This is a genomic window from Campylobacter sp. CNRCH_2007_0968H, from assembly GCF_025773245.1.
Classification (GTDB): Bacteria; Campylobacterota; Campylobacteria; order Campylobacterales; family Campylobacteraceae; genus Campylobacter_D; species Campylobacter_D lari_D.
Window position 1 is genome coordinate 44220 of the sequence record NZ_JAKMTQ010000011.1, and the last position, 13746, is coordinate 57965.

Below are 13746 nucleotides of genomic sequence, written 5' to 3' on the forward strand. Positions count from 1 at the left end.
TTCATAATAACTTATTTTATTCTTAACAATATTTCAAAATATATTTATTGAATGTTTCATTTAAATCATTAAGAGCAAATATATTTTGTGGATTTAGTTTTATACTAATATTTTATATGCCTATGAAGTGCAATATTGAAATTTGCTAAGTTGTTTATTTTTTACCTTGATTAAGAATGTATTTTTATTAATTCATTTTTATAGCTTTAATTCTTTAGTGAATATTATAAAAAATATCAAAACAGACTTTAAAACTATATATTTGTAAATATAAACATATTTTATGTTTATATTAACTATCAATGCTTTATAATAACACAAAAGGAAAATATTATGTTAAGAAAAATAGAAATATCTGGTCTATATTCTTTTGGAATAGAAACACAAATTGTTGATTTTACAGCAAAGCCAAAAAGTAAGTTGAAAAATACAAAATACGAGTATAATTTTAATTTATCACAAGCTGGGAAACCTATGAAATCAGCAGTTTTTTTTGGAAAGAATACTAGCGGAAAAACTAACTTTTTTATAGGCGTAAAAATTTTACTAAATATAATTAAATATGGCTTTTCTCATACCCTAAGAGAGCATTTAACAAACAATGCCTTTAATGAAAATTCAAATTCTATAAAATTAAGTATTGAGTTATCTAATAACGATAAAGATATTTTTACATATTCGATAGAGTTTGATAAAAAATATATCCTAAAAGAATCTTTTTTGAAAAATAATAAAATTATATATAAATTTGAGAATGATAAGGCTATTTTTAATATTGATAGCAAAGAAAAAAATAAACAGCTAGAGTTATTCTTTTCAAGAAATCTTAGTGAAAATATATTTTATTTCTTAAAAGATTTTGACATAAAACAAAAAGAAATATTTATAAATCTTATAAACAATATCGAAGTTTATATGAATAGTAATTATTCAAAAAAATATAATTTTGAATTTGAAGAAAATAAAAAGAAATATTTTTTAGAACACAAAGAAAGTATTTTGGAAATTTTTCAATTGCTAGATAAAACTATAAAAGATTTTGAGTTTAAAAAGTATGAAAAAGATGGAAAGAATATATACGAAATCTTTTTTGTTCGCAATGGAAAGAAATTTAATTATCAAATAGAATCAGAAGGTATTAAAAAAATAGTATATTTTGCAGATAAAATAACCCAAATTATCAAGGAAGGAAAAATTGTTTTTATTGATGAATTAGATTCTTCAATAAGCACTTTGGCGCTAATACTTATATTTAACAATCTTATTAATACAGAGGAAAATCATAATGGACAATTAATTGTTTCATCTCATAATGTTTTATTATTTGATGTTAGTTTTTTAAATTCACAACAAATATTTTTAATTCAAAAAGATCAACACCTAGAGAGTAAGATAATAACTTACTACGATTATGATATTAGAAGCGAAAAGAAAAAAGCATATATTGATTATTTAAAAGGGCTTTATGATGAATAAAAAAACAAAACCCAGTATACAGATTTGGTGTGAAGGTAAAACAGAAGAAGATTATTTTAATTCCCTTTTTAAATATCTAAATTATGATAATGTTAAAATAGATGTAAAAAATTTAAAAAATAATAATTCATATAAAAACATTCTTTATAAAATAGAAAAAGCACCTTATATTGATAAACTTATTATTGTAATGGATCTAGATAGAGCAAAAAGTGATACTAATGAGTTAAAAATTTTAGAAAAACTTATAAAACATATAAAAAAGTCAAAAGATATACATTTATTTCTTACTCTTGATGATTTTGAAGATTGGCTTAGATTTCATTTTGTAGATAATAGTAAAAATAACAAAACAAATTTTTATAAAAAATTAGGATATAGCGATAGTAAGAATTTTAAATCATCTACTAACGATTTATATTCTCAAATATTAAATAAAGATGGATGTATAGAAAATGCTGAAAAGTATTTTTGTAATATCGCTGTTTTTTGCAATGATCAGCGTGAGATTGATAAAAATTCACTAAATAATCTAACTCAAAGTAATCTATATTATTTTAGAAAATTATTAGAACAATATAATGGTATTTAAAAAAACTCTGCTTCTTTTTTATATTGTGATTATATACAGATTAATCAATAATATCTAAAATTGGTTTTTTAGCTAAAACAATTTAAATATTTATGAGTAAGTTTGTTTTGTATTATTTTTACAATTTTGGTTTAATTTATATAATTGATCTTCCTCAAATCCATCATTTATTCCTGCTTCAGCAAGTTCTAATTGTTCTTTGTGAAATTCTTCATCATCTTTAAAAGCCTCAAAACTTTTTATCCATAATGCTTTTCTCTGCTTTATATATTCTTCGTTTTTAAACATATCTATCCTTTTGTTTTATTATTTAATTTTGCTTATTTTAATTTTTCTAAGATAATTTCAAAAGTATTTTCGCTTACACCCATTAAAAATCCTAAGCTAATAATATAAAGAATATATCAAAAATAGACTTTATAACTTATAAACATTTTTCTGTAAATATATTATTTAAACTATTCTTAGTAGAAATTTGTAGATTTCGCAAATATCAAGAATATCAACAAAGTAACTATGGATATAATACAAAGTTGATAAAAGCTAGATCTTTGAAATATTATAATTAAAAAATAATATTGTATTTTTAAAGTTGATTAGATAATATATTAATTTAATAATTTTTATAACAAAAAAATGAAATAAAATGGGACAATATATTGTATTAGCCTTTGCAATAGCAGTTGCTATATTTGTGACATTTTATGACTTTGATAAAGATAAAAAAATCGATAATAATAAAAAATAATTGATTTTGATATTTTATTATTAGAAGCATGTTTATATCTTTTAGCTTTTATTTTTTATTGCTAGATAATAATATAAATAAAAATTTTAAAAAGCATTATTTATAAAAATACCTGCGAAACAATCTTAAGATTCATGGAATCTATTGGCGTAGGATTATTTGTAAATAGTCTTTATGGTTTGCAAATGGGCGATAGTTGCACTATCATCGATCTTTCTTAAAGATTGATCTTTTTTTAAAAGAAAATAAGAGAGAATGGATGGTTATAATATAGCTATTTTAATCGGCGCTATCACTCTTATTTTTGGCACATTGGTTTTAGTAGCTCATTATTTAACGATAAATACATTAATGAAAGAAAAAGTTAGTCTTTAGCTTTTAACACACCCTATAAGTTGGGAGTAATAAAACAGAAATAAAATATTACCTTAGTGTTGTAACTAAATATGATCTAGATCCTTTCTTGCACCAAGTATTTTTTGTTCCTCATAGGGCAAAAGTTACAAAAAATGGTAAAGATGTGTGGGTTGAAAAAATAGAACCTTTAGTGGGCAGAGATGGCTTTTTAGCTATTGCTCGCAAAAGCGGAAAATTTGGTGGTATTCGTTCTTATAGCGAGATTAAAAACTATCCAAAATTAGTGAATAATCAATGGCAATACGCTCAAGATTTGGTTGCAATTTATGAAGTTTATAGAACTGATAGCGATAAACCTTTTGTAGTTGAAGTTGCATATAGTGAATATGCGCAAAAAACATTGAAAATGCCTACAATCTAGTATAAAATATAAAACAGCTTAATATAAGTTAAATACAAAAGCTTGATATATAAAATAAATAACCTATCACAAATTGTGTTATAATGACAAAGGATAAATATACAAGGAAATATTATGGCTCAGGAAAAAGAGTATATACTTAACGAAAGTTTTAAAGCTTTATTAGAAAGTATTTTTTCTAATCCTGAACAATCACAAAAATTAATTAAAGCTTTTGAAGAACTTGTTAATGGTAGAGCAACTACTCAAAGATTGAATTTTGAAAATCTTAAAAATCAAGCTATAGAAGAAATAAGACAAGAGCTTGTAAGTAAAGATTTATTTCAATCAGAGATTAAAAGATTGGAAAGTTTAATTTATTCTGAAGTTGCAAGACTAGAAGGAATTATTAACACCAAAATAGCTGAAATTAAAACTGAATTCTCAGAACAAATTTCTAGCGCTAAGCAAAAAGCACTTTATTGGCTTTTAGGTACTGCAGTAGCAACTACAGTAACTATACTTTCAAGCATTTGGGCTATGATGAATTTTATGCTAGAAAGCTTAAAATAAAAATTATTTAAAGTTTTTACTATATCTTATTTATATATTTTTATAGTTAGGATAACATAGTTATCCTATGAATTTAAGTAATGTTTTTCATATAATCATAAATTAAAGCTGTTCGACTAATAATAAAATTCTCAAAATCATCATTACATAAATATTCAACCATATCTTTTGTTATAAAATGTGTTTCTAAATCTTTAAAAAATTGTTCTTGTTGATTATCTTGTATTTTTTTATTTAGCAACTCTTTTATATATGTGCTTGGATTTTTATTATTGATTTTATTATTATGTTCTTTTGTAATAAGTGCTATATTTGCTATATTATTAATTATATTATCATTAGATGAGATAAAATTTTTTAGATATCTCTTTTCCTAATATTAGAATTTATAGGAAAAATATGATATTCTTCTAAAAATTCACTAAACTTCTTAAAAACTGTATGCTTTTATTATCACTCTTGATCTTCTGGCTTAAAACCTATTATTTTTGCCATTATACCCCTATAGCTTTCAAAACTATTCATTGCTTGCATATTGCTAACTCTAAGAAGTCTAACTTTGTGATCTTGTTTGTAAAAAACTTTAAAAACACAACCACTTTCTTTGTGTTTTACCATATCATCTAAACCACACTTTTCTATAAACTCATAATCTTTAGCAAAAACTTCATTTTCTACATCAAATAAATCTTGAGAATAACCATTAGGATTAGCTGGATTATAAGTATAAGAACTTACTACACATTCTCTCATAGCTTTTTGTATTTCTTCTTGGGATAGTTTTTCCATAGTGTTTTCCTTTTTTTATTATTTAATTTTACTAAGCAATTACAATATTTTAATTAAAATTTGGTAAGGTATGCTTCTTTGGACTTTTTTTCATAAGAATCTATAATATTACCACTTAAATTGATGATTACTTATCTTTTTATTCTTTAATCTGTATAAAAAATTCTAATTACATTTTATAATCTAATTATAATATAAATATTTTATAAAAACAGATAAAATATTTAAGACTTTACATTATTTAAAGTTATAATTATCTAAGTATTTATTACAATAAACAATAATAAAATATAATAGACTAGAAATAAGTTGCTTTTTAACAAACAACTTATTATAAATTTATATTTTTTTGCATAAATCTATAATAAAATAAGGTTGAAATTTGAAATGGAATATTACCGCTAAAGATTTGGAGAATTTTTGCAATACAAATCCTAGAAGAGCTCAAGAACTACTACCAAATCTTACTTATAAACTAATTAAGGCAAGTGTAGAATTAGAACAAATTTATCTTCCTAAAGGAAGCAGTATTAGCAACCCTGGCTACGATGGATTTATAAAAACCAAAGATCGCCACAGAATAATCCCCATTGGAAAATCTATTTGGGAATTTGGTACAGATCAAAAGATTAGCTCAAAAGCAGAAAAAGACTATAAAAAACGGCTACATAATTCAGACCCAAATATTACTTTTATATTTGGCACTTTTAGAGCATGGACAAAAAAAGATATTTTTTGTAAAAAATATACAGATAAACATAAATGGAAAGAAGTTAAAGCACTAAATTCTGTTGACTATGAAGCTTGGCTAGAAGACCATCCAAGTATTGCTCTACATTTAGCACAAGAAATCGGTAAGTTGCCACCACAAAACATTAAACTTATTTCAGCAAGGTTAGAAGATTGGAGAAAGCAAACACAAGTCGAACTAAAAGATGAGTTGGTTTTGTGTAATAGAGAAAACGAACAATTTGCATTTATAAATTCTCTTAAAAATAAAAATGGGCTTATAAATATTATTGCACCTATAGAATCAGAGGGATTAATTTTTTCTTTAAGTATAATAGAAAAAAATACCGATTATACAGATAGAACCCTAATTATTCAATCACAAGATGTTTGGGATAACATTGTGGAAGTTTATAACGGATTGATTTTATTTTATGAGGGATTTGAGCCAAATAATATTGGATATGCCACAAGCAAACATCTTGTAGTTCGCATTTCAAGAAATAACAAAGAAATAACAAAAGAACACAATGATATATATCTTACCAAGCAAGATAAAACACGAGTTTTAGAAAAAATGGGATTTTCAACATTGGAGGCAAATAAAATTAATAAAGATACTTTTGGAAATCTCGATTTTATAGCCATACATCCAAAATTAAAACCCATTGATAACAATATCCTGATTAAACTTGAAAAAATAATAAAAAATGATTTGCACTCATATCTTCCCTTATTTTTAGCTGGTTCTTGGGATACTTCGTACACAGGAGATGTGAATTTTTTAGAAGCAATTTCTGAAAAAAAATATATAGATTTAAAAAAACATATTGAAAATATAAAAATTACTAATCTCTTGGAAATAGCAGGTTTACACTATCACAAAATTCTTTTGAAAAAATTAATCATAAATTATTTTTATAATTACACAATTGATGATTTATTTCTAGAAAATATAAAAAATGTTTTTTTGGAAAAAGATAAAACATTCAAAGAAAAACAAGCGTCTATTTCCAATTTTACTTTTACACATTCACGTTTTTTACGAAAAGAACTTGCTGATACTTTGGTTATTCTTGCCGTGGATAATCCAAATAATCAACATAAAATAGATAAAACAATAGAAGATATTATTGATAAAAATAATATAGTAGAGTCTATTTTTAACTTAAAAGATGTTTTAGGTTTATTAGCAGAAGCTAGTCCAAGAGGAATTATTAACCAATTTAAACTTTTGGTAAAAAATAAAAAAGAGCGAGAATTATTAAAGCGGTTTTTTGAAAAAGATACTTTTTTGTTTGATGATTCGCAATGTCTTTTTTACACACTTAAAATTATTGCTTGGGATCATAATTATTTTACAGAAGTTGTAAAAGTGCTATTTGAATTAGGAAAAAATGATTTTTGCAAGAAAGAATGCTTAATCACACTTCAAACTTTATTTACCGGATGGATTCATAATACCAATACTCCGCATAATAAAAGAATTGCTTTGCTAGAAAATTTTTATACAAACAATAGTGAAGTTATATGGAATATACTTTGTGGAATCCTGCCGTCGAACTATGAAGTACAAATAGGACATTCATATCCTAAACACCGTAATTGGCACAATGGATTTGAATTTAATTCCAAAAATATTTCAAATGAATATTCAGAATACATAGAAGCAGCAACTCAACTTATATTGAAAAATACCAATAATCTTGAAAAAAGTTTTTATTGCATATCCATATTAACAAAAATTAACACTAAATATCAATCGGATTTTGTGGATAAATTAGAAACCTTTTTAAAAAATGCGAATAACAAAAAGAAATTTGAAATCAAACAGAAAATTACTGAGCAAATTGAAAATATTAAAAATTATAATTGGCCGGTATCCCGTGAGTGTATAACTAAAATGCAAAAGCTTGTGGAAAGTATTTGTTTTAACAATCCACTTTATGAAAATCTACATCTTTTTCAATATCATGGAAAAGAGAATTCAGAGCACTTGCACACTCAGCGTTTACAAGCAATAAAAAATATATGTCAGCAAGCAGGGGTAAGATATATATTTATTTTAATTAGAGAATCAAGTTCTATAGTATGTGGAAAAATTGGTGAAATTATATATGAAATTAATTATTTGAAATTTGAGTCTACAATGTTTAAATGGCTTGTTTCTAATACAAAAAATAAACAATTATGCGCAAGAGGCTTCTTTTTACGTAATATTGATAAGATTTTACAAGACAATATTAAACTAAAATCTATCACAGCACAACAAAGAATAGAGTTATTTAAAATTAGCAAACCCGACAATACAAAATTAAAAATTTTAAAAGAACAAAATCTCGATGAACAAAAACATTATTGGGAAAATTTTACTATATATGTTGAACAAGATTCTGATTTAATTTCCTCAATTTTTTATACATTATTATCTTTTAATATGCCAGAAAAGGCTTTGTTATTTTTAGGAGTCTCATTATCAATGTGGATTTCTTTTGATAAAATAAAAATCAACATAGAAGATATAACTAATGCAATGTTGCAAGTTGATCCAAAAAAATGTAATGGAGATGAAGAAAGATATTACTATGGAGAAATAATCAAAAAATTACAAGAAGTAGATTTAAACCTATTTATTATGTTTAACATAGAATGGAAATTTTTACAGCTAAGAAATTTTAATTGCATATTTTCTTTAAGATATATGCTTCAAAATCCGCACTCATTTATCGATTTGATTTTTCCAAATAATAATGATATGCAAAAACTTGATAGCAAATCAAAAAAAGCTTACGAAGAAAATCTCTTTTATTTTTTAAAATTTTTTTCTTTTTTAAATCCAATAACAAATCAGCCTATATTGAATACAGATGAAATGAAAAAATGGATTGAAGAGGTAATTAACTATGCCACCAAAACACAACCAGATGATAAGATTTTATATTTGAAATATATTATAGGAGATTTACTTTGGCAATTTATTAACAGTCACGAAGCCACTTCGTTATCATCAAAAATTCTGAAAATTATTGATGAGTATCTTGAGGATTCTCAAATTAAAGATGGATTTATTCAAGAAGGATTAGGACTTCCGAAAATAACATGTGAAAAAGTAGACGAAATAGGTGAAAAAGAAAAACAAGAAGCAGAAAAGTATAATAAATATGCAATATTTTTTCGTGATAAATTTTTTATCAATCTTTTCGAATGTTTCTTGAAAAAGTCTAATCAATGCACAAGAAAAGCCATTTTTGAAGATGAATATAAAAAAATTATACAGCTTGCATAAAAATTAATCTATCCTTTATTGTTTTTTATATAATCTATCTATGCAATTATTTTTTTCTTATTATTCAAATAGAATTATTAGCTTTTATCAAGAAAGTTTTCGATAGATTAATTTTGTACAAGTTTATTGAATTTATATAAATTTACGAATTTTAGAATACTTTTTTGGTTTTTTTAAAATTTTAATTAGATTATGAATTGATAGGTTGGACTATTCTAGCTATAAGCATTAGCATATATAATCCATTTTTTCCTATACCAAACTCCCCTTGATTTGTTAATTCACAAGCAGTCATTGCAATAATTTTATTTTTATAAGCTTTATCTATTGTTCGTTTTTCATTATCTTCTAATTCTTCAAGCATTCTCCAAACAGCAAAATCAATAACCTTAAACCAACTATTATTTTTAATTTCTTTTTCTTTGTAAAAATTAAGCATTTTTTTAGCAACAATTACAGCGTACCAAGAAATAATTTTATAATAATCAATATCTAAAAGTTTTTGTTTATGAGTTTCTAAATACTTGTCATAAAAAATAATAATTTCCTCTATGCACTGCTGCCTATAATCACTAGGAATCGATACACCCTTTTTTGCACAAACATTATGAAATTCAAGTATCATACCAGCAATAGCTTTTCTATTGTATTCAGTATTCGCCACTTCTCCAATTTTACTAATATTATCAGCCATTTAAAATGCTCTCAATGTTTTTTTCAATATCACTAAAATCTTCTTCTTCTATTTTTTTTAATATTTTTTCTTGTCTTTCTAGTGATTTTTTATCTTGATCAAACAACCCAACAAAATAATCAAGTGTAGCCTTATTGCAATGATTGTCAGTGTAACCTTCATTGATTCTGTCGTTACCATTAAAAACTTTATCAAAGGCATTATCCACTTCTCTTTTTATTTCGAAACGATTTTCCATGATTATTCCTTTGGTATTTTTAAATACTATTATACACAATTTTTGATAAATGTTTTAACAATTGTCAAGTAAAAATCAGGGTTTATCTTACTAATATTAATTTTAAAGTTAAAATTAATAAGTTAAATTGCAAAATGGATTAGATATTAATATATTTAAATATCTAATATTTATAGTACTTTTAAAGTTTCTCCTGCATTACTACCTGCTCCATATTGAGAAGCATAATTTAAAATTAAAGCAGGATGTTTAATATTGGCTGAAAATATACTACACTAGTAATTTATTCAGCATATTTATTTCTTTTTTAATCAGTGTCTTAATTTCATCTTTTAACATAGCTACTAAAACTTTTATTTCAAATTCTTGCATTTCTTTTTCAACCCATTCTATAAGATTTCTCTTATCTTTTTCTTTTAAAATAAAACAATGAATGGTATTTGTATTATCTTTAGATAGATTAAAATCATTTAAGAGTTTCAAAAAAAGATTTTTATCAATATTGTTTTCGTTAATATTATGTTTTTCTAAATATTCAATAAAATAATAAAAAACCAAGAGCATTCTTTCACCTTTCCCAGTCCAAGAATGAGCTAATTTTCTAGCAAAAGAATCACCTTTAAATTTTTGCAGATGTGATGTAAGTTTTTCTAACTCTAGTCTACGTAAAATGTGATTAAATAATCTTTTTGTATAAGTTCTGTAATTAAGTTCTTTTGATAATCTTACAATATGATGTGCAAGATATTCATTATCATCATCATAGCACCCCTCTAGTAATAGATCATTTGGGGTAACTTTAAAAATATCACATAAAAGCAAAATTGTATTAAGCGGTGGCTCAAAATTTCCTGTTTCCCAAAGACTAATTGTTCTTTGTGTTGTATTTAGCATTTTTGATAGTTCTAATTGAGTTAAACCGCTTGCTTTTCTTATCTTTTTTAGATTTTCTCCAAACATTTTATAACTCCTTTTTTATAATTGTAAAATAATATTACTTAATATGATATAAATTATCTTTTTATCACTTAATTGAAATTTAATAATAAAATATGATATATTATATCATAATAAATTATAAAAGAGACATGATGTTATTAAATACAATATTTATACAAAAAAGTGATTTTAGTTCAAATGAGGATGAGTGGTTGCTAAATTCTACTATACCTAGCGAGTCTATAGGTGTTTTATATGGTGCTAGCGGTAGTGGAAAAACAACTATTTCTTTATACTTGTGTAAAATAATTTTAGAAAAAAATAACCATACCAGAGTATTTTATATTAATGCGGACATGGGTATTGCAAATCTCAAAAAATACGGTTTTAAGGAAATGCTTGATCTGTATGAAAATCGTTTTTATGTAGCTGATCTTACTTGTTGTAATGAAAAATATATTTATCTTGAAAAAATATACGATGAGATTTTGAGTATGCAAGATACTTTTAAGGTATTTATAGTTGTTGATTCTTTAAACTCTATAGCAAGAAAAATTGGAAAATTTATAGATCCTAATTATTTGTTTGCAAGAGAAAAAATTATTAGAAAAAATGGAGGTTCTGTGCTTTTTATACATCATTTGAACAAAAATGGAGTTTTTGCTGACTCTCAGCAAATTATAGATTATTCTGATTATACTATTAGATGTGTTTATAGTGAAGAAAAAGAGTCTATTTTACTAATGTATGAGAAAATGGGACGGTACCCTCTTTTTAAAAATAGAGCTTTTAGGGTTAAAAATTTAAGAATAATAGAAGAGGTTGAATTTAATGAAGCAGAACTTAGTTGCTATGAATTAGAATTTATTAAGACAACATTGGAAATTTTAAAAATGGGCAAAATTAATCAAAGTGAATTGATTAAATTGGTCTTAAGAAATTGCAAAAGATATGTTGGTCGTGAAAAGGCAAGAAAACTTTTGCAAGAATATGCAAAAAAAGGAAAATGGTGCATGCTCAAAGATCGTTTTGATAACAATTCGATTTATTATTACTTAAAAAATGAGGAAAAATAATGGATATGGATAATATAGTAATTTGCAAAGCTAGCGATCTTGAAGATATTTTTAAAAAGATTTTAAAAGAAAATGAATTAATTAAAAATAAAACTGATGAAAATTTAAATGTACAACAGGCTTCAAATTATTTAAAAATAAGTACTTCAAAACTTTACAAGGATTGTAATTTAGGAAAAGTTCCTTTTTGTAAAATTGGTAAAAAACTTGTTTTTAAAAAAGATGATCTTGATGAATATTTAAAACTTAATAGCTCTAAAAATAGTTTAAAATTTTAATCACACTTAACTAAAAAACCGAAAAACCTAAAAAACCATTGTAAATTAGCGTTTTTCAGTTTTAAAATTACTAAAAATAGCATTTAGAGTATTATTAATAGTTTCATTTTTAATATTTGCATATCTTTTTGTAACTCCTATGCTTGAATGTCCTAATGTTTCTCCAATGGCTTCTAAAGATATACCCATATTAATACCTATATATCCTATTAAATGTCTTAAGTCATGCAATCTAATAGGAGTTTTTAATTTTTGATTTATTTTATCCCAATGCCATCTTATATCTTTATAAGGGTTTCCATCTTCTTTAATAAAAATATATCCTTTATTTTTTACTCCAATGCTTTTTAAAGCTTCTATTTGTAAAGAACTTAATGGAAATTGTAAGTTTTTCCTTGATTTATTTTGGCTTGAAGGTAAAAAATAAATTTTATTAGCAAAGTCAATATTGTCCCATTTTAATGTAAGAACTTCACTTTTTCTTCTTCCATGTAAAAGAAATATAAACATAGCTCTTATCATTAAATTTTCATAATTAATAATAGCTTTATAAAGAGCATTTCTATCCTCATCATCAATAGTAAAATATCTTTTGTTATCAAATTTTTGTATCTCTATTTCTCTTGCTATATTTTTTTCTATATAATCATTTTTAATAGCAAATTCAAATACTGGAGAAAGTATGTCTTTTATTGTTTTTGTTGTCCTTGGAGATTTGCCTTGATCAATCATTTTATTGACAATATTTTGCATATCTTTTAATTTGACTTGTTTTATTTTGATGTTTCCTATAACATCTTTTATATGTGCATTATATGAAAATATGGTTACCTCATAATGTTTTTTAGAAATAGTATTTTTTCGCATACTAATCCATTCTTCAAACACTTCATTTAGTTTAGGTTCTTTAATTTTAAATTTCTTTGCAAATTTTCCATTAATTCTTTGCAAGGCAATTAACTCACAATTCTTTTTAAGGGTCTGGGTGTTATTTAAAATAGGAAATATCTCATAACTTGATTTTTTTCCTTCATAATATCTTATAGCTAATTCGTATGGTATAGTTAATCTTCTTTGCAATTCTACTAAGCTAATTTCTTTTATATCCTCCAATTTCTTATCTTTGTCTATAAAATATATACCCTTATATTCTTTTATTTTTACTAGATTTTTCAAGATATTCCTTTTTTGCTTTTAATTTACGCAGAAAATTTTATTATTTTTTACATAATATAAAATTAAAAATATACTAAAAATAGTATCTCAAATGGATTTTAGTGGTAGCGGTTTTGGTAGCGGTTTTTTTCTCAAAATGGTATAAAATAATACTATTTTTAAGATAAACTTAAACAAAAAAATGCCTATTTTTCAATACTTTGATAAAAAATGATAACAAAACGCATTAGACTCAAAATCTGGTAAGGGCAACCTTGTGTCGGTTCGAGTCCGACCTCGGGCACCATTTGTTTTTTACTCCCAAGTGTTTTTTTGGCAAATTATATTCAAAATATTAAAAAAGAGTTTTTATTTTAATTAACAAACCACACCTGCTAAATCTACCATTTACTTAC

The 13746-nt window shown here is 24.2% G+C and carries 14 protein-coding genes; 7 read left to right on the top strand and 7 right to left on the bottom strand.

Translation table 11 applies throughout. From position 1 onward, the window contains the following. Positions 1 to 333: 333 nt before the first annotated feature. Together L8Y18_RS06820 and L8Y18_RS06825 are read left to right on the top strand one after the other, a co-directional pair. On the top strand, positions 334 to 1476 hold the full coding sequence (locus L8Y18_RS06820) for an AAA family ATPase (protein WP_263676538.1): 1143 nt from the start codon (positions 334 to 336) through the stop codon (positions 1474 to 1476). Then, positions 1469 to 2068 carry an RloB domain-containing protein gene (locus tag L8Y18_RS06825; RefSeq protein WP_263664961.1) on the top strand — a complete coding sequence of 200 codons (600 nt, stop codon included), beginning with the start codon at positions 1469 to 1471 and terminating at the stop codon, positions 2066 to 2068. Before L8Y18_RS06820 ends, L8Y18_RS06825 begins: the two co-directional genes overlap by 8 nt. A 90-nt stretch (positions 2069 to 2158) precedes the next feature. Here L8Y18_RS06825 and L8Y18_RS06830 read toward each other — a convergent pair whose 3' ends face one another. Next, a complete protein-coding gene (locus L8Y18_RS06830) occupies positions 2159 to 2356 on the bottom strand; it encodes a hypothetical protein (protein WP_263676539.1) in 198 nt (65 codons plus the stop codon). A gap of 875 nt (positions 2357 to 3231) precedes the next feature. On the opposite strand from L8Y18_RS06830, the gene L8Y18_RS06835 reads away from it, so the two are divergent. Together L8Y18_RS06835 and L8Y18_RS06840 are read left to right on the top strand one after the other, a co-directional pair. Next, positions 3232 to 3594 carry a recombinase RecT gene (locus L8Y18_RS06835; protein WP_412175795.1) on the top strand — a complete coding sequence of 121 codons (363 nt, stop codon included), beginning with the start codon at positions 3232 to 3234 and terminating at the stop codon, positions 3592 to 3594. A 114-nt stretch (positions 3595 to 3708) separates the two neighbouring features. Next, positions 3709 to 4146, top strand: a complete 438-nt coding sequence (locus L8Y18_RS06840; protein WP_263676541.1) for a hypothetical protein — start codon at positions 3709 to 3711, stop codon at positions 4144 to 4146. Between the two features lie 73 nt (positions 4147 to 4219). On the opposite strand, the gene L8Y18_RS06845 is transcribed toward L8Y18_RS06840, so the two are convergent. Beyond that, the gene (locus L8Y18_RS06845) at positions 4220 to 4387 is read right to left on the bottom strand and encodes a hypothetical protein (protein ID WP_158512111.1); all 168 of its coding nucleotides are present in this window, start codon (positions 4385 to 4387) and stop codon (positions 4220 to 4222) included. A gap of 212 nt (positions 4388 to 4599) precedes the next feature. After that, the gene (locus L8Y18_RS06850; protein ID WP_263676542.1) at positions 4600 to 4935 is read right to left on the bottom strand and encodes a hypothetical protein; all 336 of its coding nucleotides are present in this window, start codon (positions 4933 to 4935) and stop codon (positions 4600 to 4602) included. 382 nt (positions 4936 to 5317) lie between these two features. Between L8Y18_RS06850 and L8Y18_RS06855 the strand changes: the two genes are divergently transcribed. Continuing rightward, positions 5318 to 8950 carry a hypothetical protein gene (locus L8Y18_RS06855; protein WP_263676544.1) on the top strand — a complete coding sequence of 1211 codons (3633 nt, stop codon included), beginning with the start codon at positions 5318 to 5320 and terminating at the stop codon, positions 8948 to 8950. A 190-nt stretch (positions 8951 to 9140) separates the two neighbouring features. Here L8Y18_RS06855 and L8Y18_RS06860 read toward each other — a convergent pair whose 3' ends face one another. From L8Y18_RS06860 to L8Y18_RS06870, 3 genes are all read right to left on the bottom strand, one after another. After that, positions 9141 to 9644, bottom strand: a complete 504-nt coding sequence (locus L8Y18_RS06860; protein ID WP_263664972.1) for a hypothetical protein — start codon at positions 9642 to 9644, stop codon at positions 9141 to 9143. Next, entirely contained in the window at positions 9637 to 9882 is a 246-nt protein-coding gene (locus L8Y18_RS06865; protein ID WP_263664973.1) for a hypothetical protein, read from the bottom strand. The genes L8Y18_RS06860 and L8Y18_RS06865 overlap by 8 nt, the downstream gene beginning before the upstream one ends. Positions 9883 to 10152: 270 nt before the next feature. Further along, positions 10153 to 10842 carry a helix-turn-helix domain-containing protein gene (locus L8Y18_RS06870; RefSeq protein ID WP_263664975.1) on the bottom strand — a complete coding sequence of 230 codons (690 nt, stop codon included), beginning with the start codon at positions 10840 to 10842 and terminating at the stop codon, positions 10153 to 10155. A gap of 131 nt (positions 10843 to 10973) precedes the next feature. Here L8Y18_RS06870 and L8Y18_RS06875 point away from each other — a divergent pair, with 131 nt between their 5' ends. After that, positions 10974 to 11897, top strand: coding sequence for an AAA family ATPase (locus L8Y18_RS06875; protein WP_263676545.1), 924 nt, complete (start codon positions 10974 to 10976; stop codon positions 11895 to 11897). Continuing rightward, positions 11897 to 12175, top strand: coding sequence for a helix-turn-helix domain-containing protein (locus L8Y18_RS06880; protein WP_167333027.1), 279 nt, complete (start codon positions 11897 to 11899; stop codon positions 12173 to 12175). The genes L8Y18_RS06875 and L8Y18_RS06880 overlap by 1 nt, the downstream gene beginning before the upstream one ends. A gap of 45 nt (positions 12176 to 12220) precedes the next feature. Here the strand turns inward: L8Y18_RS06880 and L8Y18_RS06885 are convergent, their stop codons facing one another. Then, on the bottom strand, positions 12221 to 13351 hold the full coding sequence (locus tag L8Y18_RS06885) for a tyrosine-type recombinase/integrase (protein WP_263676546.1): 1131 nt from the start codon (positions 13349 to 13351) through the stop codon (positions 12221 to 12223). Positions 13352 to 13746: the final 395 nt, after the last annotated feature.

What these genes read in the sequence shown, in the direction of transcription:
- L8Y18_RS06820 (WP_263676538.1), top strand. Translation starts at nt 334, where the DNA reads ATGTTAAGAAAAATAGAAATATCTGGTCTATATTCTTTTGGAATAGAA.
- L8Y18_RS06825 (WP_263664961.1), top strand. Translation starts at nt 1,469, where the DNA reads ATGAATAAAAAAACAAAACCCAGTATACAGATTTGGTGTGAAGGTAAA.
- L8Y18_RS06830 (WP_263676539.1), bottom strand. Translation starts at nt 2,356, where the DNA reads ATGTTTAAAAACGAAGAATATATAAAGCAGAGAAAAGCATTATGGATA.
- L8Y18_RS06840 (WP_263676541.1), top strand. Translation starts at nt 3,709, where the DNA reads ATGGCTCAGGAAAAAGAGTATATACTTAACGAAAGTTTTAAAGCTTTA.
- L8Y18_RS06850 (WP_263676542.1), bottom strand. Translation starts at nt 4,935, where the DNA reads ATGGAAAAACTATCCCAAGAAGAAATACAAAAAGCTATGAGAGAATGT.
- L8Y18_RS06860 (WP_263664972.1), bottom strand. Translation starts at nt 9,644, where the DNA reads ATGGCTGATAATATTAGTAAAATTGGAGAAGTGGCGAATACTGAATAC.
- L8Y18_RS06865 (WP_263664973.1), bottom strand. Translation starts at nt 9,882, where the DNA reads ATGGAAAATCGTTTCGAAATAAAAAGAGAAGTGGATAATGCCTTTGAT.
- L8Y18_RS06870 (WP_263664975.1), bottom strand. Translation starts at nt 10,842, where the DNA reads ATGTTTGGAGAAAATCTAAAAAAGATAAGAAAAGCAAGCGGTTTAACT.
- L8Y18_RS06875 (WP_263676545.1), top strand. Translation starts at nt 10,974, where the DNA reads ATGTTATTAAATACAATATTTATACAAAAAAGTGATTTTAGTTCAAAT.
- L8Y18_RS06880 (WP_167333027.1), top strand. Translation starts at nt 11,897, where the DNA reads ATGGATATGGATAATATAGTAATTTGCAAAGCTAGCGATCTTGAAGAT.